Origin of the sequence: Arenimonas sp. (assembly GCF_041919775.1) — a bacterium.
Taxonomy (GTDB): Bacteria; Pseudomonadota; Gammaproteobacteria; order Xanthomonadales; family Xanthomonadaceae; genus Arenimonas.
The window spans coordinates 35178-60749 of record NZ_JAYRTE010000002.1 but is presented as its reverse complement, the minus strand read 5'-3'; the positions used below and the strand labels follow the sequence as shown (position 1 = coordinate 60749).

General features: G+C 69.4%; 24 protein-coding genes. 9 read left to right on the top strand and 15 right to left on the bottom strand.

Annotated elements, in window-relative coordinates:
- Nucleotides 1–115 precede the first annotated feature (115 nt).
- The 3 genes from ACE3TE_RS01575 to ACE3TE_RS01565 form a co-directional block, all read right to left on the bottom strand.
- Nucleotides 116–1000 carry a universal stress protein gene (locus ACE3TE_RS01575; RefSeq protein ID WP_374601573.1) on the bottom strand — a complete coding sequence of 295 codons (885 nt, stop codon included), beginning with the start codon at nt 998–1000 and terminating at the stop codon, nt 116–118.
- 15 nt (nt 1001–1015) lie between these two features.
- Nucleotides 1016–2494: a SulP family inorganic anion transporter gene (locus tag ACE3TE_RS01570; RefSeq protein ID WP_374601571.1), complete on the bottom strand. Its 1479-nt coding sequence runs from the start codon at nt 2492–2494 to the stop codon at nt 1016–1018.
- Between the two features lie 193 nt (nt 2495–2687).
- Nucleotides 2688–3578 carry a dienelactone hydrolase family protein gene (locus tag ACE3TE_RS01565; protein ID WP_374601569.1) on the bottom strand — a complete coding sequence of 297 codons (891 nt, stop codon included), beginning with the start codon at nt 3576–3578 and terminating at the stop codon, nt 2688–2690.
- A gap of 223 nt (nt 3579–3801) precedes the next feature.
- Here ACE3TE_RS01565 and ACE3TE_RS01560 point away from each other — a divergent pair, with 223 nt between their 5' ends.
- From ACE3TE_RS01560 to ACE3TE_RS01545, 4 genes are read left to right on the top strand one after another with little or no spacing between them, the layout of a single operon-like run.
- Entirely contained in the window at nt 3802–4491 is a 690-nt protein-coding gene (locus ACE3TE_RS01560) for a YIP1 family protein (RefSeq protein WP_374601567.1), read from the top strand.
- A 25-nt stretch (nt 4492–4516) separates the two neighbouring features.
- Nucleotides 4517–5743, top strand: a complete 1227-nt coding sequence (locus tag ACE3TE_RS01555; protein ID WP_374601565.1) for an efflux RND transporter periplasmic adaptor subunit — start codon at nt 4517–4519, stop codon at nt 5741–5743.
- Nucleotides 5740–6435: an ABC transporter ATP-binding protein gene (locus ACE3TE_RS01550; protein WP_374601563.1), complete on the top strand. Its 696-nt coding sequence runs from the start codon at nt 5740–5742 to the stop codon at nt 6433–6435. The genes ACE3TE_RS01555 and ACE3TE_RS01550 overlap by 4 nt, the downstream gene beginning before the upstream one ends.
- Nucleotide 6436: 1 nt before the next feature.
- Nucleotides 6437–7657 carry an ABC transporter permease gene (locus ACE3TE_RS01545; RefSeq protein WP_374601562.1) on the top strand — a complete coding sequence of 407 codons (1221 nt, stop codon included), beginning with the start codon at nt 6437–6439 and terminating at the stop codon, nt 7655–7657.
- 18 nt (nt 7658–7675) lie between these two features.
- Here ACE3TE_RS01545 and ACE3TE_RS01540 read toward each other — a convergent pair whose 3' ends face one another.
- Nucleotides 7676–8689, bottom strand: coding sequence for a zinc-dependent alcohol dehydrogenase family protein (locus tag ACE3TE_RS01540; protein WP_374601560.1), 1014 nt, complete (start codon nt 8687–8689; stop codon nt 7676–7678).
- A gap of 2 nt (nt 8690–8691) precedes the next feature.
- Nucleotides 8692–9552: a 23S rRNA (adenine(2030)-N(6))-methyltransferase RlmJ gene (locus ACE3TE_RS01535; protein WP_374601558.1), complete on the bottom strand. Its 861-nt coding sequence runs from the start codon at nt 9550–9552 to the stop codon at nt 8692–8694.
- A gap of 73 nt (nt 9553–9625) precedes the next feature.
- Here ACE3TE_RS01535 and ACE3TE_RS01530 point away from each other — a divergent pair, with 73 nt between their 5' ends.
- Complete coding sequence (locus tag ACE3TE_RS01530) at nt 9626–11446, top strand: DUF885 family protein (protein WP_374601557.1); 1821 nt, start codon at nt 9626–9628, stop codon at nt 11444–11446.
- Entirely contained in the window at nt 11443–12045 is a 603-nt protein-coding gene (locus ACE3TE_RS01525) for a GNAT family N-acetyltransferase (protein ID WP_374601555.1), read from the top strand. Before ACE3TE_RS01530 ends, ACE3TE_RS01525 begins: the two co-directional genes overlap by 4 nt.
- A 22-nt stretch (nt 12046–12067) precedes the next feature.
- On the opposite strand, the gene ACE3TE_RS01520 is transcribed toward ACE3TE_RS01525, so the two are convergent.
- From ACE3TE_RS01520 to ACE3TE_RS01490, 7 genes are all read right to left on the bottom strand, one after another.
- Nucleotides 12068–12604, bottom strand: a complete 537-nt coding sequence (locus ACE3TE_RS01520; protein WP_374601553.1) for a phosphatase PAP2 family protein — start codon at nt 12602–12604, stop codon at nt 12068–12070.
- Nucleotides 12601–13734 (bottom strand): glycosyltransferase family 4 protein, encoded by a 1134-nt coding sequence (locus tag ACE3TE_RS01515; protein ID WP_374601918.1) that lies wholly within the window; start codon nt 13732–13734, stop codon nt 12601–12603. The genes ACE3TE_RS01520 and ACE3TE_RS01515 overlap by 4 nt, the downstream gene beginning before the upstream one ends.
- 77 nt (nt 13735–13811) lie before the next feature.
- Nucleotides 13812–15332, bottom strand: coding sequence for an exopolyphosphatase (gene ppx, locus ACE3TE_RS01510; RefSeq protein ID WP_374601551.1), 1521 nt, complete (start codon nt 15330–15332; stop codon nt 13812–13814).
- 4 nt (nt 15333–15336) lie between these two features.
- Nucleotides 15337–17427: a polyphosphate kinase 1 gene (ppk1, locus tag ACE3TE_RS01505; protein WP_374601550.1), complete on the bottom strand. Its 2091-nt coding sequence runs from the start codon at nt 17425–17427 to the stop codon at nt 15337–15339.
- A 4-nt stretch (nt 17428–17431) separates the two neighbouring features.
- On the bottom strand, nt 17432–18790 hold the full coding sequence (phoR, locus tag ACE3TE_RS01500) for a phosphate regulon sensor histidine kinase PhoR (protein ID WP_374601548.1): 1359 nt from the start codon (nt 18788–18790) through the stop codon (nt 17432–17434).
- A 13-nt stretch (nt 18791–18803) separates the two neighbouring features.
- Nucleotides 18804–19496: a phosphate regulon transcriptional regulator PhoB gene (gene phoB, locus ACE3TE_RS01495; protein WP_374601546.1), complete on the bottom strand. Its 693-nt coding sequence runs from the start codon at nt 19494–19496 to the stop codon at nt 18804–18806.
- An 83-nt stretch (nt 19497–19579) separates the two neighbouring features.
- Complete coding sequence (locus tag ACE3TE_RS01490; protein ID WP_374601544.1) at nt 19580–21184, bottom strand: M48 family metalloprotease; 1605 nt, start codon at nt 21182–21184, stop codon at nt 19580–19582.
- Between the two features lie 176 nt (nt 21185–21360).
- Between ACE3TE_RS01490 and grxC the strand changes: the two genes are divergently transcribed.
- The 3 genes from grxC (at nt 21361) to ACE3TE_RS01475 (ending at nt 23129) form a co-directional block, all read left to right on the top strand.
- On the top strand, nt 21361–21606 hold the full coding sequence (gene grxC / locus ACE3TE_RS01485; RefSeq protein ID WP_374601916.1) for a glutaredoxin 3: 246 nt from the start codon (nt 21361–21363) through the stop codon (nt 21604–21606).
- Nucleotides 21603–22010 carry a carboxymuconolactone decarboxylase family protein gene (locus ACE3TE_RS01480; RefSeq protein ID WP_374601543.1) on the top strand — a complete coding sequence of 136 codons (408 nt, stop codon included), beginning with the start codon at nt 21603–21605 and terminating at the stop codon, nt 22008–22010. Before grxC ends, ACE3TE_RS01480 begins: the two co-directional genes overlap by 4 nt.
- Nucleotides 22011–22118: 108 nt before the next feature.
- Nucleotides 22119–23129, top strand: a complete 1011-nt coding sequence (locus tag ACE3TE_RS01475; RefSeq protein WP_374601541.1) for an isocitrate dehydrogenase — start codon at nt 22119–22121, stop codon at nt 23127–23129.
- A 52-nt stretch (nt 23130–23181) separates the two neighbouring features.
- On the opposite strand, the gene ACE3TE_RS01470 is transcribed toward ACE3TE_RS01475, so the two are convergent.
- The 3 genes from ACE3TE_RS01470 to ACE3TE_RS01460 form a co-directional block, all read right to left on the bottom strand.
- The gene (locus ACE3TE_RS01470) at nt 23182–23436 is read right to left on the bottom strand and encodes an excalibur calcium-binding domain-containing protein (protein ID WP_374601539.1); all 255 of its coding nucleotides are present in this window, start codon (nt 23434–23436) and stop codon (nt 23182–23184) included.
- Nucleotides 23437–23519: 83 nt separating this feature from the next.
- Nucleotides 23520–24782, bottom strand: a complete 1263-nt coding sequence (locus tag ACE3TE_RS01465; RefSeq protein WP_374601537.1) for a DUF2254 domain-containing protein — start codon at nt 24780–24782, stop codon at nt 23520–23522.
- A gap of 31 nt (nt 24783–24813) precedes the next feature.
- Nucleotides 24814–25572: a Bax inhibitor-1/YccA family protein gene (locus ACE3TE_RS01460; RefSeq protein ID WP_374601536.1), complete on the bottom strand. Its 759-nt coding sequence runs from the start codon at nt 25570–25572 to the stop codon at nt 24814–24816.

Genomic DNA, 25572 nt, shown 5'->3' with positions numbered 1-25572 from the left:
CTCATGTTGCCTCCGGGATGTGATGGGCGGCCATTGTCCGTCGTCCCGCCAGAGGAACAAATAGGGTGCCAGTCAACCCAGTGTTGCGCCGGAAGGGCTTCCGGCGCTGCCAGCCTCAGCGCAGCAGCAGCACCGGCAGCAGGCAGCTGCGCAGGACCTGGGTGGTCGTGCTGCCCAGGATCAGGCTGCGGATGCGCGAGTGGCCGTAGGCGCCCATCACCAGCAGGTCGCTGCCACGCGCCCGGCTGACCTCGGCGATGACCGTATCGGCGGCGCCGGGCTGGAACACCGCTTCCGGGCTGAAGCCGGCGTCGCGCAGCTTTGCAAGCGCCCAGTCCATGTGTTCCTGCGCGTCGGGGCTGGCCTCTCCCGCAGTGAGCACGTCGCAGGCCAGGCCCTGCAGCAGCGGGCTGGCGCAGACCATCTCGACGCAGCGGCGGGTGGTGGCGCTGCCGTCGTAGGCGACCAGGAAACGCGCCGACGCCTTGAACGCCCGCGAGGCCACCAGCACCGGCCGGTGCACCGAGCGAACCACGCGTTCGAGGTTGCTGCCCAGGTGGCCGCTGGCGAAGTCGGCGTGTTCGCCGCGCTTGCCGATGACGAACAGCCGGACGCCGGCCTCGAGTTCGAGCAGGCTGTCGACCAGCGTGCCCTGGCGCTGCCGCGCTTGCGCGGCCAGTCCAAACCCCGTCTGCACGCGTTCGCGGGCCTGGTCGAGCAGCAGGCGGCCGCGGGCCTGGTCGACCCGGCCGCGCTGTTCATCGAGATCCGCCAGCTCCTGCAGCAGGTTTTCCTGCGCGCCCAGCGACAGGCTGCCGCTGAGGTTGGTGCCGGCGGCGGCGCCGTGGCGGCGATCGATCACGTGCACGAGTTCCAGCGGCGAGCCGAGCCGGGTCGCGGCCCAGCCGGCGTGGTCGGCGACGGAGTCGGCGTACACCGAAGGATCCATCGCGGCCAGCACCTTGCCGTCGGCGTGGATGAGCGGGCGGGTGTCGTTCATGGCCAGGTGTCTCCCTCAGTGGCCCATCAGCCGTTCGACGGCGTCGGGTTTGTCGTGCACGCCCAGTTTGTCCACGATCGTGGCGCTGGCCTCGTTCATGCCGATGATTTCCACCACGGTACCTTCGCGGCGGAATTTCAGCACCACCTTGTCGAGCGCGCCGACCGCGGTGAGATCCCAGAAATGCGCGCGGCTGACATCGATGCTGACGTGTCCGAGCACTTCCCTGAAATCAAAGCCGGCGATGAAGCTGTCGGCCGACGCGAAGAAGACCTGGCCGGTGACCACGTAGTCGCGACGGTCGCCGTCGGCGGACAGGGTGGAGCCCACGTGCAGCACGCGGCCGACCTTGCGCGCGAAGAACAGCGCCGAAAGCAGCACGCCGGCGCCGACGCCCTTGGCCAGGTCGTGGGTGGCGACGGTGACGACTACAGTGGCGATCATCACCAGGCTGGAGCTTTTCGGATGTTCGCGCAGGTTCCTGATCGAGCCCCAGTTGAAGGTACCGATCGACACCATGATCATCACCGCCACCAGCGCTGCCATCGGGATCTGCTTCACCCACGGCCCGGCGAAGACCACCAGCACCAGCAGCACGCTGCCGGCCACCAGCGCCGACAGGCGGCCGCGGCCGCCGGACTTCACGTTGATCACCGACTGCCCGATCATCGCGCAGCCGGCCATGCCGCCGACCAGGCCGGACGCGATGTTCGCCACGCCCTGGCCCGCGGCTTCGCGGTTCTTGTTGCTGGGCGTGTCGGTCAGGTCGTCGACGATCGCCGCGGTGAGCAGCGATTCCAGAAGGCCCACCACCGCCAGCGTCACCGACACCGGCAGGATGATCCACAGCGTTTCCAAGCTCAGCGGCACCTGCGGAAGCAGGAATACCGGCAGGCTGTCGGGCAGTTCGCCCATGTCGCCGACCGTGCGCACGTCCCAGCCCTGCCAGATCGCCAGGCCGGTCAGCAGCACGATGCAGACCAGCGGCGAGGGCACGGCCCTGGTCAGGTAGGGCAGGCCGTAGATGATCGCCAGGCCGGCGGCCACGAGCACGTAGACCAGCCACGTCGCGCCGATCAGCTCGGGCAGTTGGGCCATGAAGATCAGGATCGCCAGCGCATTGACGAAGCCGGTGATCACCGAGCGCGAAACAAAGCGCATCAGCGCGCCGAGCTTCAACAGGCCGGCCACGATCTGCAGCACGCCGGTGAGCAGGGTCGCGGCCAGCAGGTACTGCAGGCCGTGGTCCGCGACCAGGTCCACCATCACCAGCGCCATGGCGCCGGTCGCGGCCGAGATCATGCCCGGCCTGCCGCCGGTGAACGCGATCACCACCGCGATGCAGAACGAGGCGTACAGGCCGACCTTGGGGTCGACGCCGGCGATGATGGAAAAGGCGATGGCCTCGGGGATCAGGGCCAGGGCAACGACCAGGCCGGCGAGCACGTCGCCCCTGACGTTGGCGAGCCAGTCGTCACGGAAATTCTTGAACATGGATTGTGTGTCCGACCCGGGCGGCGGCGGGTCATGCAGGGAAGTAGGGGGCAGGGAGCGCCGCGACGAGCGGCCACCGCGGAAGCCCGGCGAAATGGCCGGGGCTAGGGTGGCGTAACGGGAAGCAGGAGCGGGCTCATCGGGGACGCAGTATAACCGCCTCAGTTCGGCCTTGATCCGCTCTGCGCTCGGATCAGGCCTTGAGCCGGCGTTCGAACAGGTCCAGCGTGGCGTCCCAGGCCAGGCGCGCGGCGTCTTCGTCGTAGCGCGGCGTGGTGTCGTTGTGGAAGCCGTGCACGGTGCCGCCGGGCTGGAGAAGGGTGTAATCGGTGTCGGCGGCCTCGATCGCGGCCTGGTAGCCGGGCCAGCTGGCGTTGACCCGCGGATCGTCCGCGGCCAGCACCACCAGCAGTTCGGCCTTGATCGCGGGCACGTCGGCGACATCCGGCGCGCCGCCGTAGAACGGCGCTGCGGCCTGAAGGTCGGGCAGTTGGGTGGCCAGGAAGTTGGCGATGGCGCCGCCGTAGCAAAAGCCCACGACGCCCAGGCGGCGGTTGCCGAGGGCGTGGCCCTGCAGCCAGCGCGCGGCGGCCAGCATGTCCTGTCGTGTTTTGGCCTGGTCGAGGGTCTGGAACTTCGCGCGGGCGGCGTCTTCGTCGCCGGGGTAACCGCCGATCGGCAACAGGGCGTCGGGCGCGAAGGCAAGGTAACCCTCCAGCGCCACGCGCCGGGCCACGTCCTCGATGTGGGGATTGAGTCCCCGGTTCTCGTGCACCACCAGCACCAGCGGCAGCGGCCCGGTTTCAGCGGTGGGGCGGACCAGGTAGCCGCCGGCCTCGCCGTAGCCAGCGGGCGAGTCAAAGCGCGGGCGGCTGGTCGCCAGCCGCGGATCGTCGGGTTCGACCTGGCGGGCCTGGACGAACTGCGGCGACAGCGCCGCCAGCAGCCCGGCGGCCCCGGAGGCGCCGGCGGCAAAACCCGCTGCGGCCTGCAGGAAGCCGCGCCGGTCCAGCTGCCCGTGCACGTAGCGGTCGAACAGCCGAAGGACTTCGGGGTGGAAATCGCGGGTGGTCTTGCGGTCCATGGGCGTTTCTCCCGGTGGTTTCGGCTCTGGCCAGCCCGCAGCCTCGCAGCCGGGGCGAAAATTGGCGTGAAGCCGGATGTCACGTTTTGTTTCGTCGCGGCGTCTGGGGTTGTATCCCCGCCCGGAAGGATTTCGTCCCAAGGGCCGACGGCGGGGCCCGAATCACCTACCATTCACGCTGCGATTCAAGGGGAGTCGCGGTTTCACCAGCCAGGAGCCTTGCATGTCCCACCTGATCAACATCTTCCTCGAGCCGGCCAAGGTGTTCGCCGACCTGCGCGAGAAGCCCACGTTCTGGACCCCGCTGCTGCTGCTGGCGGGCCTGACCGCGGTTTCGACCCTGCTGTACTTCCTCACCGTCGACCCGGCCTGGTTCGCCGAGCACCAGACCGCGCAGATGCTGTCGCAGCGGCCGGAAATGAGCAGCGAGGAGATCGCCCAGGCCCAGGCCTTCATGCCCGGCGCGCGCACCACCGCGTGGATCGCCGCGCCCAGCGCGATGATCTTCATGGTGATCGTGTTCCTGGTCTACGGGCTGTATTACCTGCTGGCGGGCAAGGTCACCGGCCATGCGGTCAGCTTCCGCCACGGCATGGCCCTGGTCAGCTGGGCCAGCATGCCGATGCTGCTGGGCACCCTGGTGGTGATCGGCGGCATCCTCACCAGTTCGCCGCAGACGCCGTTCGAGAGCCTGCAGCTGACCAACGTCGATCCGCTGCTGGTGCAGCTGCCGATGGACCACGACTGGTCCATGCTGGCCAAGAGCTTCAGCCTGCTCAATTTCTGGGTCTGGTTCCTGGCCGCGCTGGGCTGGAAGACCTGGTTCCGCACCGGCTGGGGCCAGGCGCTGTTCGTGGCGCTGTTGCCGTCGATCCTCATCTACGGCGTGATGGCCCTGTTCGCGATCCTCTGACGCCAAGCCTGGAAACCAAGTCCCGATGAAGCTCAACAAGAAGTGGGTGGCCGCGGCCATCGTCGTCGCCGTGGTCGCGCTGCCGCTTGCGGTCAAGTCGCTGCGCGGCGAGTCCCGCACCGAGGTCGAGGTGGTGCTGGCGTCCGAACAGGACATCCGCCCCTCGATCCTCGCCTCGGGGCTGCTGGCCTACCTGGACGAGGTGAACCTGACCGCCGAACTGGTGGCCAAGGTCGAGGAGATCCTGGTCCAGGAGGGTGACCGCGTGGAAAAAGGCCAGCTGCTGCTGCGCCTGGATCCCGAGACCTACCGCAACGCCATCGAGCGCGAAGAGGCCAGCCAGCGCCAGAGCCAGATCAGCATCGAGCGCCAGCGGCTGGCGCTGGCCCTGGCCGAGACCCGGCTCAAGCGCGGCGAGGAGCTGCTGGGCCGGCAGATGATCGGCCAGAGCGACTTCGACGACCTGCGCAATGCCCGCGACCTGGCACGCGTCGAGCTTCGCAGCACGCAGGAATCGCTGCGCCGGGCCCAGGCCATCCTCAGCGAAGCCCGCGAGCAGCTGCAGAAGACCGACATCCGCGCCCCGATCGGCGGCACCATCGTGGCCCTGCCGATCAAGGTCGGCGAGACCGCGATCCCGTCCACGATGTCGCTGGCCGGCGCCAGCCTGATGAAGATCGCCGATACCTCGGCGATCCAGGCCGAACTGAAGGTCGACGAGGCCGACATCGCCCGCATCCGCATGGGCCAGCAGGCCGAAGTGGTGGCGGCCGCGCACCAGGACACGCCGCTGCAGGGCAAGGTCGCGCAGATCGCGCTGGCGCCGAGCCTCGAGCCGGGCAGCCAGGGTCGGTCCTACCAGGTCGACGTGCTCCTGGACGTGCCGGACGACCTGGGCCTGCGTTCGGGCATGAGCGCGCGCGCCGACATCTTCCTGGGCGACGGCGGCAAGACCCTGGCGGTGCCGGTGGAAGCCGTTGTCACGGAAGAATCGGAAGACGGCCCGGTGAAGCGTTTCGTCTGGGTCGACCGCGACGGCAGCGCCCGCAAGGTGCAGATCGAAACCGGCCTGTCTGACGACCGCTGGGAGGCCGTCACGTCGGGCCTGGCCGCGGGCGACCGGATCATCGTCGGCCCGGCCAAGACCCTGCGCATCCTGCGCGAGGGCGCGGCGATCGACGGCGAACTGCGCGACGAGAAGGCCAGGGCCAAGGCCGGAGAAGAAGACGAGGACGGGGAAGACGAGGAATGATCCGCCTCACCGGCATCGTCAAGCGTTACATGATGGGCGAGGAAGAGGTGCTGGCGCTGAACGGCGTCGACCTGTTCATCGGGTCCAATGAATACGTGGCCCTGATCGGTCCCTCCGGCTCGGGCAAGTCCACGCTGATGAACCTGATCGGCTGTCTGGACACGCCTTCGGAGGGTACCTACGAACTCAACGGCCGCGACACCTCGACGCTGGGCGACAACGAGCTGGCGCACGTGCGCAACAAGGAAATCGGCTTCGTGTTCCAGTCCTTCCACCTGCTTCCGCGCATGACCGTGCTCGAGAACGTGATGCAGCCGCTGGTCTACCGCGGCATGCCCCGCGCCGAGCGCAAGGTGCTGGCCACGAAGGCGCTCGAGCAGGTCGGGCTGGGCAGCCGCATGGGCCACCGCCCGAACCAGCTTTCCGGTGGCCAGCGCCAGCGCGTGGCCGTGGCGCGCGCCCTCGTGGGCCGCCCTTCGATCCTGCTGGCCGACGAACCCACCGGCAACCTCGACTCGAAGACCTCGGCCGAGATCATGGCGCTGTTCGACGAACTGCATCGTGCCGGCCAGACGGTCGTGGTGGTGACACACGAGCCCGACATCGCGGCGCACTGCCGTCGCACCATCCGCGTCTCCGACGGCAAGGTCGTCGAGGACTACAGCAATCCGTCGCCCGCGCAGGTGGCCTGACATGTACGCCTTCCTCGAAGCCTTCCGCGCCGCGCTGACCAGCCTGATGGCGCACCGGATGCGCAGTTTCCTCACCACCCTGGGCATCCTGATCGGCACCGCTTCGGTGATCGCCGTGGTGTCGCTGGTGCAGGGCTTCTCGCGCTCGATCTCCGACCAGTTCGCCGACCTGGGCAGCAATACGCTGACGCTGCAGGCTTACACCTCCTTCTCCGACGCCAGCCTGGGCAAGGAGAACCGGCTGAGCTTCGACGACGTCGACCTGCTGCGCTACCGCATCGCGGGCGTGGGCGACGTGGTGCCGATGATGGCCGTGCCCAGCACGGGCATCGGCTATCGCAGCCGGACGGCCATGCCGCAGGTCATCGCCACGACCGCCGATTTCACCGTCGTGCGTGGACTGTATCCGGAAGCGGGACGATTCATCGTCGACAGCGACGACCAGAGCCGGCGCCGGGTCGCCGTCGTCGGCGCCAAGGCGATCGAGGACCTGGAGCTGCCGGAAGACCCCGTAGGGGAATACATCCGCATCGGCGCCGAGTGGTTCAAGGTCGTCGGTGTCCTGGAAAAGCGCGGCGAGCTGCTGGGCTTCAGCCAGGACAACCTGGTGATCATTCCCTTCGACGTGGGCCGGGCGATGACCGGCAACGAGGTGCGGCCACGCATGAGCGTCTCGTTCACCGCCCAGGACATCGAGGACGTCGAACCGTTGCGCGAACGCGTCAAGCGCGCCATCCGCGCCTCGCACCGGCTCAAGCCGGGCCAGGACGACGACTTCAAGGTCGAGGCGGCCGATTCCTTCGTAAAGCAGTTCGAGCAGATCACCGGCACCGCCACCGCGGTGGTCGGCGGCGTGGTCAGCATTTCGCTGCTGGTCGGCGGCATCGGCATCATGAACATCATGCTGGTGTCGGTGACCGAGCGGACCCGCGAGATCGGCATCCTCAAGGCCCTGGGCGCGACCCGCCGCGACATCCTGGTGCAGTTCCTGCTTGAAGCCGGCCTGCTGGCGCTGCTCGGCGGCCTGATTGGCATCGCGCTCGGCTACGGCGCCGGCATCCTGGTGGCTTCGATGATCCCGAATTTCCCGCCCGCGCAGGTTCCCCTGTGGGTGGTCGGTGCCGCGGCCGGGTTCTCGGCGCTGGTGGGCGTGGTGTTCGGCATCATGCCGGCCTCGAAGGCGGCCGGCCTGGACCCGATCGAGGCGCTGCGCTACGAGTAGCGCAGCGCGTCACCCGCCTCAGATCGCGGCGCGCGAGGGACCGTTGGGTTCGATCACGATCTTGCCGTCGCGGGCGCCGGACGCCGCCGCCTGCACGGCCTCGCGCACGTGGTCGATGCCGTAGCTGGCCTGGATGCGGGCGTGCAGGGTGCCGTCGGCAACCAGGCCGGCGAGTTCGGCGAACAGCGCCTGCCGCTTTTCCGGCCGGGCCTTGCGGAACCACTGCGCCAGCCAGAAGCCGCGCAGGTGGATGTCGTTGAAGACCAGGTAGCGCGGCGACAGCATGCAGCGGTCGCCGCCCATCGCGCCGTAGTTCACCACGGTGCCGCCGGGCACCAGGCAGCGCGCCAGGTGTTCGGTGTGCACGCCGCCGACGCAGTCGATCGCCAGCCGCACGTGCACTTCGCCGACGGCGTCGCGCACCCGCTTGGGCAGGTCCTCGGCGTCCACCAGCACGTGCTCGCCGCCCAGGTCCTGCACGGCCTGGATGGCAGAACTGCGGCGCACGACATTGATGACGTTGATGCCGCGCCGGCGCGCCAGCTGCAACAGGTAGCCGCCGACGGCGGAGTTCGCGGCGTTCTGCACCACCCAGTCGCCGGGCTGCAGTTCGATGATGTCCGAGAGCATCAATGCCGCCGTGGGCGGGTTGACGGTGAGCATGGACAGCTGAACCGGGTCGACGTCGTGCGGCAGCTTCACCAGTGTCTTGCTTGGCAGGTTGAGGTGGGTGCTCCAGCTGCCGCAGCCCACGGGCAGCAGCACGATGTCGCCTTCGGCGAGGCCATGCGCCTCGCCCTCAATGTGTTCGACCCGGCCCACGCCTTCGTTGCCGCCGACCGCGGGCAGCGGCGGCAGCTGGCCGTATTCGCCGGTCAGGGTCAGCACGTCGGACGGGTTGACCGGCGCGGCCAGCACCGCCACCCGGCATTCGCCGTCGGCCGGCGGCGCCAGCTCGAATTCGACCGGACGGATCACCTCGTGCGGCACCGGGCCGCGGGATTCGTAGCGGGCATGCTTGGGCGTGGACATGGTCAGGGTTTTTCCTGCTTGAGCCAGGTGAGGCGCCAGGAGGCGCCGGTGTCGCCCATGGCCTGGGCGAGCGGACGCAGGGCGGGTTCGACCGAACGCTCGAACTGCCAGGGCGGGTTGATCACGACCATGCCGCTGCCGTTCATGCGCAGCGGCGAGTCGTCGGGACGCACCAGCAGCTCGATCGCCAGCGCCGACTTCATCGGCAGGTTGGCCAGCTTGCGCATCAGCGGCTGCAGGGTGGCGCGCTGCTTGATCGGGTACCAAAGCGCGAAAATCCCCTGCGGGAAACGCTCGAGGCCGTCGCGCAGGGCGGTGGTGATCAGCGGGTATTCCTCGGCCTGGGCTTCGTAGGGCGGATCCACCAGCACCAGCGCCCGGGCGAACCGCGTCGCGCCTTCGCGCGGCGGCAGCAGGGCCTTGATGGCGGCGTAGCCGTCGCGCTGGTGCACGTGGCAGCGCGGGTTGCCGGCCAGCAGGGCCTTCAGCGCGGCGGCTTCCTCGGGCTGCAGTTCGCAGGCGGCGAGCCGGTCCTGTTCGCGCAGCGCGCGCGCGACCAGCAGCGGCGAGCCCGGGTAGGTGTCGGCCTCGGGCGTCCAGCAGGCCGCCACCGCCGCCAGGTAGGCGGCCAGCGCGGGGGGCTCGGACGGCCGCGTCGCCCAGAGTCGCCGGATGCCGGCCTCAGCTTCGCCGGTGCGCTGGGCCTGGCTGGCCGCCAGGTCGTACTGGCCCCGGCCGGCGTGGGTGTCGAGCACGAAGAAGGGCGCGTCCTTGCGCTTGAGCGCATCGAGCAGGGCCACCAGCACCAGGTGCTTGAGCACGTCGGCGTGGTTGCCCGCATGGAATCCGTGGCGGTAGTTCATGCCGTCAGTGTAGCGCCCGCCCGGCCCGGGCGGCGCGGGCTCTGCTAAGGTTCCCGGCCTCTATGGAGGCGCCATGAAGACCCTGTTCAAGTTCCTTGCCTGGACCCTGCTGGCCGTGATCGTGGCCGCCACCGCCCTGGGCCTGCACACCGTTTACGGCAAGCCGCTGAAGATCGGCTGGTTCTACGAACGCGTCTTCATCGAATACGCGCTGGACGACCCGGAGATGCTGACCTCGCTGCGCATGCTGCCGCCATGGCTGAACTGGTACGGCGACGAGCTCACCGACCGCTCGCCGGCGCAGGCCCGAGCGATGCAGCAGAAGCTGGGCGAGGACCTCGCCACCCTGCGCAGCTACGACCGCAGTGACCTCGATCCGTCCGGCCAGCTCTCCTACGACGTGCTCGAGCACTTCCTGTCCGTGCAGCAGGACGGGGAACGCTTCGCGCTGCACAACTACCCGCTAAATCCGGTGTTCGGCGTCCAGAACGGCCTGCCGACCTTCCTGGCCGTGCAGCATGCGGTAACGTCCGCCGATGACGCCGACGACTACCTCGCGCGGCTGGGCCAGTTCCCGCAGATGGCCGGACAGGTGCTCGAAGGGCTGCATGAGCGCGAGCAGGCCGGCATCCTGCCGCCGACCTTCGTGGTCGAGAAGGTCCTCGCCGAAATGCGCGCCTTCGCCGCCACGCCCGCGACGCAGAACATCCTGTACACCTCGTTCGAGGAAAAGCTGGCGAAGCTTCCCGCGGAGGAACTCGACGCGCCGGCCCGCCAGGCCCTGCTGGACCGGGCGCAGGCCGCGGTGTCCGACAGCGTGCTGCCCGCCTACCGTCGGTTCATCGACTACTACGCGCAGCTGTTGCCCAAGACCCAGGGCAACCACGGCGCCTGGGCGCTGCCCGACGGCGAGGCCTATTACGCCTGGGCTGCACGCATGCATACCACCACCGACATGACGCCGGCGCAGATCCACCAGCTGGGCCTGGACGAAGTCGCGCGCATCGAAGCCGAAATGCACGCCATCCTGGTCGCCGAAGGCCTGTCCGAAGGCAGCGTCGGCGAGCGCCTGCAGATCATCGCGTCCAGGCCCGACCAGCTCTACCCCGACACCGACGAGGGGCGGGCGGCGATCATCGCCGACTTCACCACGATCATCGAAGAGATCGACGCAGGCATCGACGCCGCCTTCAACGTCCGCCCGAAGCAGGGCGTGGTCGTCGAGCGGGTGCCTGAGTTCCGCGAAAAGACCGCGCCCGGCGCCTACTACAACCCGCCGGCTTTCGACGGTTCCCGGCCCGGCGTGTTCTCGATCAACCTGCGCAACACCGCGGAAGTGGCGAAGTTCGGCATGCGCACGCTGGCTTATCACGAGGCCATTCCCGGCCACCATTTCCAGGTCACGATCCAGCAGGAACTGACCGGTCTTCCGACCTTCCGGAAGGTGCTGCCATTCACTGCGTTCTCCGAAGGCTGGGCCCTGTACACCGAGCGCCTGGCCTGGGAGATGGGCTTCCAGGACCAGCCGCTGGACAACCTCGGGCGACTGCAGGCGGAAATGTTCCGCGCCGTGCGACTCGTGGTGGACACGGGCATGCACGACAAGCGCTGGACCCGCGAACAGGCCATCGCCTACATGAGCGAAAAAACCGGCATGCCGCAGACCGACGTGGTGGCGGAGATCGAGCGTTACCTGGTGATGCCCGGCCAGGCCCTGGCCTACAAGGTCGGCATGAACCGCCTGCTGGCGATGCGCGAGCGTGCGCGCACGCGCCTGGGTCCGGCCTTCGACCTGCCGGCGTTCCACGACGTGCTGTTGACCAGCGGTTCATTGCCGCTGGTCCTGCTTGAGAAGCGCGTGGACGCCTGGATAGCCGAACAGGCGGCGCCGTGACCGCAGGCGCCACCGTCCGGCGGCTCGCCGGTCGCGACATCACGCCCTGGCTTGACGCCGTCGCGCGACTGCGCGTGGCGGTCTTCCGGGACTGGCCCTACCTGTACGAAGGCGACCCGGCCTACGAGCGCGAGTACCTGCAGGCCTACGCCGCGTCGCCGGACAGCGTCGTGGTGCTGGCGTTCGATGGCGATCAGGTGGTCGGTGCCTCGACCGGACTTCCGCTGGCCGACGACAGCGCCGAGTTCCGCAAGCCTTTCCTGGACGCGGGACGTCCGGTGGACGAGGTGTTCTACTTCGGCGAGTCGGTGCTGCTGCCGGCGTATCGCGGGCAGGGCATCGGCCACCGCTTCTTCGACGAGCGCGAGGCGCATGCGGCCGCCCTCGGGCGTTTCAACACGACGGCTTTCTGCGCGGTCGACCGCGATCCGTCCGACCCGCGCCGGCCGCCCGGCCATCGCGGCAACGAAGCCTTCTGGACGAAACGCGGCTACGTCCGCCAGCCCGGCCTGACGATGCGGCTGGCCTGGCGCGAAATCGGCGAAGACAAACCTTCGGAAAAACCGCTGACCTTCTGGCTTCGCCAACTTCCTTCCTGAAGTCCCTCCCACAAGGGGGCTGTTAGAGAGGCAAACCGACGATCCAGAGGGACAGCGTGCCCAGGGCCAGGCCGATGCCGGTGGCGGCGAGCACGTCGCTGGGGTAGTGCAGGCCCAGCACCACGCGCGAAGCCGCGACGCTGGCGGCGAAGGGCAGCAGCAGCGGCGCGAGGGCAGGGTAGTGCGCCAGCGCGACCACCGTGAAGGCCACCGCGTGCAGCGTGTGGCCGGAAGGGAAACTGAATTCGTCGAGCGGAGCGATCCAGGCGCGGATCCGCACGTCGGCGGCGAAGGGGCGCGGGCGCCGGGTCCAGCGCTTGAGCTTGCGGTACATCAGCAGCGCCACCAGGCCGGTCGCCGCCAGCTGCGCCGACACCGCCAGCCCGCGCCAGCCGTCGAACACCACCAGCGCCGCCATCAGCGAATACCAGAAGGCCCCGTCGCCCAGCCGGCTGACCGCGCGGAACCAGGCCCGCACCACCGAGCGCGTGCCCCAGCGGTTGGCGGCGAGGCACCAGTCGTTTTCGCGGTCCGACAGGCGACGGACCCGGGCGTTCACGCCGCCTGCTCCCGCCGGCCACCCAGCTCGCCGAGCAGCGCGGCGAAGTCCCGCGCCACCTGCCCTGGATGAAGGTGCTGCACGGCCAGCCGCGCGGCCTCGCCCCGATGGCGCAGTCCGTCGCCGCTGCCCGTCTCCACCAGCGCCTGCACGAAGCCGTTTTCGTCGCCGAAGGCGACCGCGGCGCCGTGCAGGCCGTTGCGCAGGTGTTCGCGCGCCGCGCCGTAGTCGAAGGCCACGGTAGCGATACCGCTGGCCATCGCTTCGAGCGTCACGTTGCCGAAGGTTTCCGACAGGCTGGGGAAACAGAACAGGTCGGCGCTGGCGAAATGCCGGGCCAGCGCCTCGCCGCGCAGCACGCCGGCGAACAGGAAGTCGGGATTGGCGGCCTGCAGGCCGGCGCGCGCCGGGCCGTCGCCGACCCAGACGAAACGCGCGTCGGGGCGGCGCTTCTGCAGTTCGCGGTAGGCGCGCACCGCGAGCGGCAGGTTCTTTTCCGGCGCGATGCGGCCGACGTGCACGAGCACCGGCGCATCGTCGGCGGCGCCCCAGCGGGCGCGCAGCGAGCCATCGCGGAAACCGGGATGGAATCCTGTGGTGTCCACCGCGCGGCCCAGGTGCGCGACCTGCCGGAAGCCCTGCTGCGCAAGCTGGTCGCGAAGTTCGGACGTCGGCACCAGCGTGGCGTCGGCGCGGTTGTGGAAGCGGCGCAGCCAGGCGAACACCCACGGACTCAGGAAGCCGGCGCCGTAGCGCCCCACGTAGTCGTCGAAGCGGGTGTGGAAGCCGGTGGCGACCGGGATGCCGAGCTGGCGGCAGGCGCGCAGCGCCGACCAGCCCAGCGGGCCTTCGGTGGCGATGTAGACCGCGTCGGGGCGCTGAACCTGCCAGCGTGCCTGCAGTCGCCGGCCCGCCGGCAGGCCAAATCGAAGGCCCGGATAGCGCGGGATCGGCGCACCCTCGACGAGCATCAGCATCGGGTCGGGGCGCGGGCCGTCGTCCTCGCGCTCGGGCCGCACCACGCCGACCGCATGGCCCAGTCCGCGCAGGCCGCTCTCCAGCGACTGCACGGTCAGTGCGACGCCGTTGACGTCGGGCGGGTAGGTTTCGGTGACCAGTTCGATGTGCAGGCGCTTGTCCATGCGCCGAAGATTGCCGCCGCCGTGTGCCAGCGGCATGACCGGCGCATGACGCGGGCGTTACCGCGCTAGATCGCCCGCAGCACCAGGCGGTGGCCGAAGCCGAGCAGCTGCTCGCGCTCGGTTTCCAGGTCCAGGCGGGTCAGCGGATGGCCCTCGAGCCAGCGTTTTGGCAGGCGCAGCAGCAGCTCGTCGCCGTCCACGTCGAGCTCCACCACGGGCAGCGGGTCGCGGTCGTGGCTGCGGTGCATCAGCACCGCCAGCCGCAGCAGCAGCGCGCAGCGCTTGATGTTGGTGACCAGCCGGTCGGGCACCTTGTCGAAGCTGGCCGGATGGAAGCTGCGGCGCTGGTTGCGCACCAGGGCGGCCAGGGTCTGCTGCTCGGTGCGCGAGAAGCCGGCGATGTCCGAGTTCTCCAGCAGGTAGGCGCCGTGCTGGTGGTACTGGCTGTGGGCGATGACCAGGCCGACCTCATGGATGCGCGCCGCCCAGGCCAGCAGGCGGCGGTTGTCGGCGTCCAGGCCCCAGGGCAGTTCCGCCTGGTCGAACAGGCTCATCGCCGTGGCCTCGACCCGCGCCGCCTGCTCCGGGTCGACGCCGTAGCGCGACTGCATGGCCCGGATCGATTCGGCGCGCGGGTCCTGCTGGCTGTCGCGGCCGACCAGGTCGTAAAGCACGCCCTCGCGCATGGCGTGGTCGCTGACGTACATGCGCTCGATGCCCAGCGCGCCGAAGGCGGCGTCGAGCACCAGCAGCCCGCCGGCGAAAATCGGCCGGCGTTCGCCGGACAGGCCGGGCAACCTGATCGATTCGAGGGTGTCGAAGTCGAGCAGCTTGTCGCGGATGACGCCCAGGCTGTCCTGGGTGATCGAAACCTTGGTGAGCTTCATCTTCACCGACACGTCGCAGATCGCCTTGATCGTGCCCGAGGAGCCCATGGCCTCGTGCCAGCCGCGCCGGCGGTAGGCTTCGGAAAACTGCTGGAATTCGGCGGCCAGTTCGGTGCGCGCTTCCTTCCAGCGCTTGCGGTTGATCCGGCCGTCGCCGAAGAAACGCCGGGTGGTGGCGATGCAGCCCATCTGCAGGCTTTCGCGCTCCACGGCCTCCATGCCCTCGCCGATGATCACCTCGGTGGAGCCGCCGCCGATGTCCATCACCAGGCGGCTGCGCCCGGGCTCGGGCGGATTGCCGTGGGCCACGCCCAGGTAGATCAGGCGCGCCTCCTCGCGGCCGGCGACGACTTCGATGCCGTGGCCGAGGGCGGTTTCGGCCGGCATCAGGAAGGCCTGCGGGTTGGCCAGCTGGCGCACGGTGTTGGTGGCGATGGCGCGCACGCGCGGGGCGGGCAGGGTGCGGATGCGCTGGCCGAATCGGGCCAGGCACTCGAGCGCGCGCGGCATCACCGACGGGTCCAGCCCGCCGTGGCCGTCCAGGCCCTCGGCCAGGCGCACGGTTTCCTTGATGCGGTCGACGATGCGCAGCTGGCCCAGCAGGTAGCGGGCGACGACCATGTGGAAGCTGTTCGAACCCAGGTCGACGGCGGCCAGCATGTCGCCGTCCTTGAGCGGGGGGAGGGCGTCGGTCGGCATCGGCTTACCCGCAGAGTTTGGCCAGGAGCGCGCCCTGGGCGGAGTAGGGCATGTCGCCCTCGCCAGGCTGGACGCGCGCGTAGCTGCCGTCCTCGCGCAGCTCCCAGGCCTGCTGGTTGTCGGCCAGGTAGTTCGCCAGCTCTTCGTCGTAGACGCGTTCGGCCAGGCGCGGTTCGAGGATCGGGAAACAGGTCTCGACGCGGCGCAGGAGGTTGCGCTCCATCCAGTCGGCGCTCGAGCAGAAGATCTCGGGCTTGCCGCCGTTGCCGAACCAGTACACGCGGCTGTGTTCGAGGAAACGCCCGACCACCGACCGCACCGTGATGTTGTCCGACACGCCGGGCACGCCGGGGCGCAGGCAGCAGGCGCCGCGCACGATCAGCTCGACCTTCGCGCCCGCCTGCGAGGCCTCGTACAGCGCCCGGATGACGTTGGCTTCGTTGAGCGCATTCATCTTGGCGATGATGTGGCCGCCCTTGCCGGCCCGCGCGAGCCTGGCCTCGCGTTCGATGCGCGCCAGGATGCCGGTGTGCAGTGTGAAGGGCGACTGCATCATCTTGCGCAGCTTGATCGACGGCGCCAGGCCGGAGAGCTGGTGGAAGATGTCGTGCACGTCGGCGGCGATGTCCGGGTTCGAGGTCATCAGGCCGATGTCGGTGTAGGCCCGGGCGGTGCCGGCGTGGTAGTTGCCGGTGCCCAGGTGCACGTAGCGCTGCAGCTTCTTACCCTCGCGGCGCACGATCAGCATCATCTTGGCGTGGGTCTTGTAACCGACCACGCCGTACATCACCTGCACGCCGGCTTCCTGCAGCTGGTCGGCCAGCCGGATGTTGGCTTCCTCGTCGAAGCGCGCGCGCAGTTCCACCACGACCGTCACGTCCTTGCCGTTGCGTGCGGCCGTGATCAGGTGGTCGATGATCTTGCTGTCCTTGCCGGTGCGGTAGAGCGTCTGCTTGATCGCCAGCACGTCGGGGTCGTGGGCGGCGTGCTGCAGCAGGTCGAGCACCGACTGGAAGCTCTGGTAGGGGTGGTGCACAAGTACGTCGCGCTGGCGCAGCGTCTCGAACGGCGAGTCCTCGTCGATGGCCACCGCGCCGGGCTTGAAGGCCGGGAACTTCAGGTCCGGCCGGTCCACCAGGTCGTAGACCTGGGTGACGCGGTTGATGTTCACCGGGCCGTTGATGCGGTAGACGGCGTTTTCGCTCAGCCCGAAGTTCTGCAGCAGGGTGCGCACGATGGGCTTCGGGCAGTGTTCGGCGATCTCCAGGCGCACGGCGGGCCGGAAGCCGCGGCTGGCCAGCTCGTCCTTGAGCGCGCTGGCGAGGTTCTCGACCTCCTCCTCGTCCACGAACAGCTCGGAGTTGCGGGTGACGCGGAACTGGTACGCCCCCTTGACCTTCATGCCGGTGAAGAGGTCGTCCACGAAGGCGGTCAGCACCGCCGAGAGCAGCACGAAGTCGTGCTCGCCACCGGAGATCTCCCGAGGCAGCTGGATGATGCGCGGCAGCGAGCGCGGGGCGCGCACGATGGCCATGCCGCCGCTGCGTCCGAACGCGTCCTTGCCCTCCAGCACCACCACCACGTTGAGCGACTTGTTGAGGATGCGCGGGAACGGATGCACCGGGTCCAGGCCCAGCGGCGAAAGCACCGGCAGCAGTTCGTCGCGGAAATAGCGGTGCAGCCACTTGCGCTGGCGGGCGTTCCAGGACGAATGCGCCAGGATGCGGATGCCGGCGGCGTTGAGCTCCGGGCGCAGGGCTTCGTTCCAGTAGCGGTACTGTTCGGCCACCAGTTCGGCGGCCTTGTCGTGGATCAGTTCCAGCGCCCGCGAGGGCGCGATGCCATCGGGCGGCAGCGGGCCGCCGAACTGCAGCGCGGTGCGCACGGTGGCGGCGCGGATCTCGAAGAACTCGTCGAGGTTGGTGCAGCTGATGCACAGGTAGCGCAGGCGCTCGAGCAGCGGCACCCGCGGGTCCTTGGCCTGGGCCAGGACCCGGAAGTTGAACTCCAGCTGCGACAGTTCGCGGTTGAGGTAGAGATCGGGCGCGTGCAGGTCGGGTGCACTGGCGCCGGCGTCGGGGCTGTCGGGACTCATGCCCCTAGCTTACGACGTCCGGGCCGTCGTCGGCGCCCGGCATGGCGTTCGAGCCGCGCATGCGCACCCGGGCCGGACCGAACACGCAGGCGAAGGTGCTGCCGCGGCCGACCTCGCTTTCCACCTCCAGCCGGGCCTGGTGCAGGCTCAGCACGTGCTTGACGATCGACAGGCCCAGGCCGGTGCCGCCGGATTCGCGCGAACGGCTGGTCGAGACCCGGTAGAAGCGCTCGGTGATGCGCGGCAGGTGCTGTTCCGGGATGCCGTAGCCGGTGTCCTGCACGGCCAGGCGCACGCCGCCGCCGGCCACGCGTTCGAAGCGGATCAGCACGTGGCCACCGGTCGGGGTATAGCGGATGGCGTTGGAGACCAGGTTGGAGAAGGCGCTGTGCAGCTCCTTGGTCGAGCCGGTCAGGTCGCAGCCGGCGGTGTCCTGCACCTGCACGGTGTGCCGGCCCTGGCTAAGGGCCTCGGCCTCTCGGCGCAGGGTGACCAGCATCGGCGCCATCGCCAGCGGTTCTTCGGGCAGCGATTCCTGGGCCTCGAGCCGGGACAGGGTCAGCAGGTCCTCGACCAGCTGGGTCATGCGCTGGGACTGCCTGCGCATCTCCCCGACCATGGTCGCCAGCTCCGGGTGTTCCTCGGGTTCGATCATGTCCAGGTAGCCGTGCACCACCGTCAGCGGCGTGCGCAGCTCGTGCGACACGTTGGCGACGAAGTCGCGGCGGACCTGTTCAAGCCGCATCAGCTTGGTGACGTCGCGCACCACCACCAGCCACTGCGAGCCGGAGTAGGGGATCAGGCGCAGGCTGATGCGCACCATCGGATCGACCGGGCTGGCCAGGTCCAGCAGCGGCTCGTCGGTGTCACCGGCGGCCAGCCAGTCGCGCACGCGCGGCTGGCCGGCGAACGCCTCGGCCAGCGGCTGGCCCAGGGCCTGCGGGTAGCGCAGGCCCAGCAGGTGCCGGGCGGTCTTGTTGAACCAGACCAGCCGGCCGTCGCGACGGCCGATCACCAGGGCGCCGTCGGGCATGGCGGTGGCGGCCTGGCGGTAGGCGCGCAGCAGCTGCACCAGGCGGCGGCCGCGGCGGCGGTTTTCGGTCTGCCGGCGGTGGATCAGGGTTTCCAGCGCGGCCCACAGGCCCTGGCCATCGACCGTCTGCAGCTGCTTGCGCCAGTCCAGGAAACGCAGCACCCGGTACAGGCGCCAGTAGGCCCGCGCGGCCACCACGGCGGTGGCCAGGCCCAGCGCCCACCAGGGCTCGCCCAGCCACAGGCCCAGCCCGATCGCCACCGCATAAAACAGCAGCAGCCGGATCAGGGACTGGCGCCAGGCCAGCCGCAGCAGCATCGATACGCTCATCCGCGCGCCGGCCTCAGCCCGTCGCCGCGGAGAAGCGATAGCCGGCGCCGCGCACGGTCTGCACCATGTTGTCCAGGGCGAAGGGTTCGAGCGCCTTGCGCAGGCGGCGGATGTGCACGTCCACGGTGCGTTCCTCGACGTAGACATTGCCGCCCCATACGTGGTCGAGCAGCTGGGTGCGGGTGTAAACGCGCTCGGCGTGGGTCATGAAGAAGTGCAGCAGGCGGTATTCGGTCGGTCCCACGTGCAGGGGCTGGTCGCCGGCGAAGACCCGGTGCGCGGCGCCATCGATGCGCAGGTTGCCCACCGCCACGGAACCGTCATCTTCGTCGTCGCGGGCCCGGCGCATCACGGCGCGGATGCGGGCCAGCAGTTCGCGGGCGGAGAAGGGCTTGACCACGTAGTCGTCGACGCCCGATTCCAGGCCCGAAACCCGGTCGTTTTCCTCGCCGCGGGCGGTGAGCATGATGATCGGCACGTCGCGGGTCAGCTCGTCCTTGCGCCAGCGCCGGGCCAGCTCCAGGCCCGAGGTGCCGGGCAGCATCCAGTCGAGCAGGATCAGGTCGGGCACCTTCTCGGAGATGGCGACCTGGGCTTCCCGGGCGTCGCCGGCGTGGGCGGGTTCGTAATCGGCCTTGCGCAGGGCGTAGGCGACCATCTCGCGGATGGCGGGTTCGTCGTCGACGATGAGGATGCGTTTCTGCACTGGCGTACCGTGTCATCGGGTGGGGTCGGGTGCAAGTAGATAAAACTTTTGTGACCTCCCCGTGACACCCCCGGCCGGCGGGCCTAGCGCCGGTCCGGACGCTGCTCCTCGGCGCGGATGCCCTGGCGGCGCATTTCCAGCACCACCGGGGTGATCGCGGCCATGCGCGCCTCGATGCGGGCGCGCTGGTAATAGCTCAGGTCCTCGCGCTGCTTGAGGCGCTCGAGCTGGTTCAGGGCGTCGACCGCCCGGCCGTTGAGGAAGGCGGCCTCGGCGTAGGCCTCGCTGGCCCGGATCTCGTCCCCGGCCAGTTCGCTGGCGCGGGCGAAGTTGCGCTGGAACAGGGGGTCGTCGCCGGCCGTCGCCAGCAGCGGACGCAGCACGTCCTGGGCCCGGCGGCCGGCTTCGGCCGTGGCCCGTTCGCCGAGGACTTCGGCGTAGGCCAGGCGCACGGCCCGGCTTTCCGGGTGGCGCTTGAGCAGGGCCTCGAAGCGTTCGCTGGCCTCCTCCGGCTGGCGGTACGCGGCGGCCGCTTCTGCGCGGGCCAGCTCGAGCCACAGGTCGCCGGGGTGGCGGGCAAGCAGCGCGTCGAGCGTGGCCGCGGCCTCGCGCGGGCGGCCGGCCCGTTCCTGGGCGAGGGCCAGGCCATAGCGGATCGCGTCGTCGTCCTTCGTGCCGGGCGCCTTGGCCATGGCCTCGTACTCGAGCAGCGCCTGGCGCGCACTGCCGGCGCTGAATACGCGCAGCCGCTCGCGCGCCCAGGGGAAGACGGCGTCACGGCCGAGGTCAGCGGCCCCGCCGGTCACCAGGCTCAGTTCGCCGGGCAGCAGCAGCGAGGTGCGTACGGGCGCCGCGACCGGCCCCGGGGTCGGCGCGGCGGCGAGGCGGCTGGCCAATTGCCGGGTTTCGCTGATGCGGGTGGTGGTGACCGGGTGAGTGCGCAGGTACTCGGGGACCTGGTAGCCGCCCGAATTGCCGCGGGTGGCGCGCTGCATGCGCTCGAAGAAGTTGGCCATGCCGTCGGGGTCGTAGCCGGCGCGGGCCAGGGTCTGGATGCCGATGCGGTCGGCTTCGGACTCGTTGGAACGGGTGTAGTCGATCTGGCGCTGCTGGATCAGGGCCATCGCGCCGGCCACGGCGGCCATCGAGGCATTGCTGCTCGAGCTGTCGCGGCCACCGCTGTCGCCAACGGCCTGGGCGGCGGCGATGGCGCCCAGCATCGCCAGCATGATCGGCACCTGGTCCTTGCTGGCGCGCTCGTAGGCGCGCAGGACGTGCCGCTGGGTGACGTGGGCGATCTCGTGGGCCATCACGCCGGCGACCTCGTCCTCGGTTTCCGCGGTGAGCACGAGGCCGGCGTTCATGCCGATGTAGCCGCCGAGCGTGGCGAAGGCGTTGATCTGCCGGTCGCGCATCATGAAGAACGTGTATTCGTTCCCGGGCACGTCGCTGGCGGCGGCCAGGCGGAAGCCCATGGACTGCAGCCAGTCGTCGACCAGCGGGTCCTCGACCAGCATGTTCAGCCGGCGCAGTTCGTAGCGCAGGTAGGCGCCGTATTCGGCCTCGGTGCCCGGGTCGATCATCTCGGCGGCCGAAGAGCCGATGTCGGGCAGGGAGCCGTCCTGGGCACGGGCGCCACAGGCCAGGGTTATGGCCAGGCTGAGGGCGGCGGTGGCGAGGATGCGCAAGGCGGGCTCCGGTCGGGGGTGGCCAGAGCATAGCGGCTGGGGAACGGGGCGCGGGTGAATCCGCGGTTAACCCGCCGGCACCGCGTCGCTGCGTTGCAGGCGATGGCTGGAAAAGGCCGCCGCCCGGCCGCACACTGCGCTTCGAACAACCGGAGAGCCCCGTGTCCAAGGTCCTGATGTACACCACCGCCGTCTGCCCCTACTGCGTGGCGGCCAAGAATTTCCTCAAGTCCCGCGGCGCGCAGTGGGAGGAGGTCCGCGTGGACCTGGACCTCGAGCGCCGCCGGGAAATGATGGCGCGTACCCAGCGCACCTCGGTGCCGCAGATCTTCATCGGCGAGACGCACGTCGGCGGCTACGACGAAATGGTGGCCCTGGACCGGGCCGGCGGGCTCAAGCCCCTCCTGGAGCAGCAGGCATGAGCGCCGGCAGGGACGACGCCGCCGGCGACCGCGTCGCCGCGTTCAGCGCCTTCCGCAAGCGCATGAACGAACGCATCCTGGCCGAGGACAACCAGGTCGTGCGCCGCTTCTTCGCGCTCGACACCCAGACCTACCGCGCCGGCGCCCTGGACGTGAAGACCAAGGAGCTGATGGGCCTGGCGGCCTCGATGGTGCTGCGCTGCGACGACTGCATCGCCTACCACGTGGCCCAGTGCAAGCAGGCCGGGGTCAGCCGGGACGAGCTTTTCGAGGCGTTCAGCGTGGCCCTGGTGGTGGGTGGTTCCATCGTCATCCCGCACCTGCGGCGGGCGGTGGATTTCCTGGACCAGCTCGAGAATGGAGAGGCTTCGGGTGCGGCGGACCCCCCCGGGCACGGTCACTGAGGCGCCTGCTACCAAGGTCCAATCGAACGGCGACCGCCCGTTTGGGGCATAATATCGCGCCTTCGGCAGCCGCTCGGTTGCCCTAACTCATTGCCCAAGAAGAAATTTATGACCCAGACGATTGCGGTGATCCGTGGCGACGGCATTGGCCCGGAGATCATGGATGCCACCCTCAAGGTGCTCGACGCCCTGGACCTGGGCCTGTCCTACGACTTCGTCGAGGCCGGCCTGGTCGCCTACGAGAAGCAGGGCGAACTGCTGCCCGCCGCCACCATGGACGCCATCCGCAAGCATCGCGTGGCGCTCAAGAGCCCGCTGACCACGCCGGTCGGCGAGGGCTTTTCCTCGATCAACGTCGAGCTGCGCAAGCGTTTCGACCTGTACGCGAACGTGCGCCCGGCGATCAGCTTCCCGAACACCAAGTCGCGCTACGAGAACATCGACCTGATCACGGTGCGCGAGAACACCGAAGGCGCCTACATCGGCGAGGGCCAGAACCTCACCGCCGACGGTGAAACCGCCACGCTGACCCAGAAGATCACCCGCCGCGGCTCCGAGCGCATCGTGCGCTACGCCTTCGACCTGGCGCGCCGCATCGGCCGCAAGAAGGTCACCGTGGTGCACAAGGCCAACATCCTGAAGTCGACGTCCGGCCTGTTCCTGAAGGTCGCGCGCCAGGTGGCCACCGAGTACCCGGACATCCAGTGCAACGACATGATCGTGGACAACACCTGCATGCAGCTGGTGATGCGTCCCGAGCAGTTCGACGTGATCGTCACCACCAACCTGTTCGGCGACATCATTTCCGACCTGTGCGCCGGCCTGGTCGGCGGCCTGGGCCTGGCCCCGGGCGCGAACATCGGCACCGAGGCGGCGATCTTCGAGGCCGTGCACGGTTCGGCGCCCGACATCGCCGGCAAAGGCATCGCCAACCCGGTCGCGCTGCTGCTGGGCGCGGCCCAGATGCTCGACCACCTGGGCCACAACGACGCTGCGCGCCGCCTGCGCCAGGCCATCGTCGACACCATGACGGCGAAGGACAACCTGACGCCCGACCTGGGCGGCAACGGCACCACGATGAGCTTCGCCGAGGCGATCGCGAACCGCGCCCGGGCCTGAGCCCGGGTCATCGGGTTGCCGGAATGGGAAGGGCGCCGGAAGGCGCCCTTTTTCATGGCTTGCAGTGCTGCGATTCGCAGGGGATGCCGTCGCCGTCGCCGTCCATCTTCGTGTCCGGGCAATTGCGGATGAAGTAGGTGGCTTCGGCGCAGGATTTCATCTGGGCACAGTGTATGCGGCCGTCGCATTGGAAGGCCTTCGGTTCCTGCGTGGATGCCAGCGGCAGGGCGACGGCCGCGGAACGCGGAGCGCCGGGGTCGGCACCGCGCCAGACCACCACGAACCAGATGCCGGCGATCAGCAGCACCAGCCCGATTGCCGCACTTGAAATGAAGTTCCTTCGCATCGTCGTCCCTGCAGGGCGGTCCCCGCCGCGGGCGATACCCTATGTCAGTCGGCGAAGCTTGCCAAGCTGCGCAGCCGCTCCAGGTGCGCCGGCAGCTCCATGCGCAGCTCCGCCAGGGCCAGCGCCTCGCGGGCCTTGGCGCGGGCGGCCGCGGCGAGTTCCTCGTTGCCCAGTGAGGCCAGCGTCTGCAGGGCCTTCATCAGTCGGCAGCTGACCTCGAGCGATCCGGCGCCGTCGCGGACGATGGCGGTGAAGGCGTCTTCGACCAGATCGGAAAGGGCGAGTTCGGGCACCTGCACCAGCGGAAAATCAGGAGCGTCGACCTCCGGAGCCGTCTGCAGCCAGCGCACGAAGATCCGGACCAGGCGCCCGGTCACGTCGATCGCGGTGCCGGGGTCGTTCACCGCCGGCGACAGCGCGCGACCTGCGATCTCGGACAGCACCACCAGCCCGAAGCGCGGATCACCGTCGAATTCACGGCTCTGCGCGATGCGAAAAGCACCGCGCAGCGACGCGGCCACGTTTCCCGGCAGGCCCTGGCCGGCGCCGGCCACCCGCAGCAGGGGGCGGCCCGGGACCATGAAGGCGCCGGGCAGGGCGGCGACTTCAAGCTGGAGATGGTGATCCGCGGCGCACTGTTGCAGCGCCTGCATGTCGATCGCACAGACGAAACCCACCTCGTCGGCCTCGACCGCCAGGGCATCCGGCGGCAGCCCGGTCGCTGGAACGCCGCCGCGAAGCGGGGCCCGGCGATAGCGGCGGATCGCCGCCGTGACGGCTTCCTCGGCGCGCTGGTTGGTATTGCCCTGGCGCCCGAGCCGGGCGATGCGGTCGACCCAGCGTACGAAGGTCAGGATGACGAGCGCGAACACCAGCGCCGTTTCGATGAACAGCACGAAGCGCCCGACGGTGTCGAAGCTGCTGTTCTCCACCGCCACCAGCCCGACCACGCCGAAGATGAAGGCACCGACGAAGATCGAATAGGCGTTCTGGGAACTGTCGTCGGCCAGCACCAGCGGGAAGGAGCGCGGCGAGGAATTGTTGCTGGCCGAGGCATAGGCCGAGACCATCGCGCCGGCGGCGAAAATGGCGATCACCAGCATGCTCGAGGCCATGATCGACAGCAGCGACTCGATCGAGTCCGCCGAGACCTCCGGCGGATCCTTCATCAGCCACTCGGCGTCGAGCATCCAGGCCAGCCCGACGCCCATCACGGACAGCACGCAGGCCGCAAGCGGCTTGGCCCACAGCCGCTGGCGCAGGTCGAGCAGGCGCCGGCGCAGCCAGGAGGCCAACGCGTCCGGCATCAGTTCGCCTCCGGGTGGCGCATCGCGGCGATCAGTCGCGCGACTGCAGCTTGGCGAGCAGGCGCAGGATTTCCAGGTACAGCCAGATCAGCGTGACAACGAGGCCGAACGCGCCGTACCACTCCATGTACTTGGGCGCACCGGCCTCGGCGCCGGACTCGATGAAGTCGAAGTCCAGCACCAGGTTCAGCGCGGCGATGATCACCACGAACACGCTGAAGGCGATGCCCATGGCGCTCGACTCGTGGATGAAGCCCATGCCCTCGAAGCCGAACAGGCGCATGCCGATGTTGACCAGGTAGAGCAGCGCGATGCCGCCGGTGGCCGCGACGACGCCCAGCTTGAAGTTCTCGGTGGCCTTGATAAGGCCGGACTTGTAGGCCATCAGAAGGGCCGCCAGCACGCCCAGGGTCAGCATCACCGCCTGCATCACGATGCCCGGGAACTGCGCCTCGAAGAAGGCCGAGATGCCGCCCAGGAACAGGCCTTCGAGCAGCGCGTAGATGGGCGCCGTCACCGGCGACCAGGTCTTCTTGAACACCGTGACCAGGGCGACGATGAAGCCGCCGATGCCGCCGACCAGCATCCACGGCATCATCGCGCCGGGGTTGGCCGGGTCGAACAGGTTCCAGGTGTAGGCAGCGGTGGCGACGCACATCAACAGCAGCATGCCGGTCTTGTTGACCGTGCCGTTGAGCGTCATCACCTGGCTGGCGTCGCGGGAAACGACCTGGCCGCTGCCGACGTCGAGGAAGGTGTTCTGGTTCAGGGCGGGATTGCCGCTGCGCAT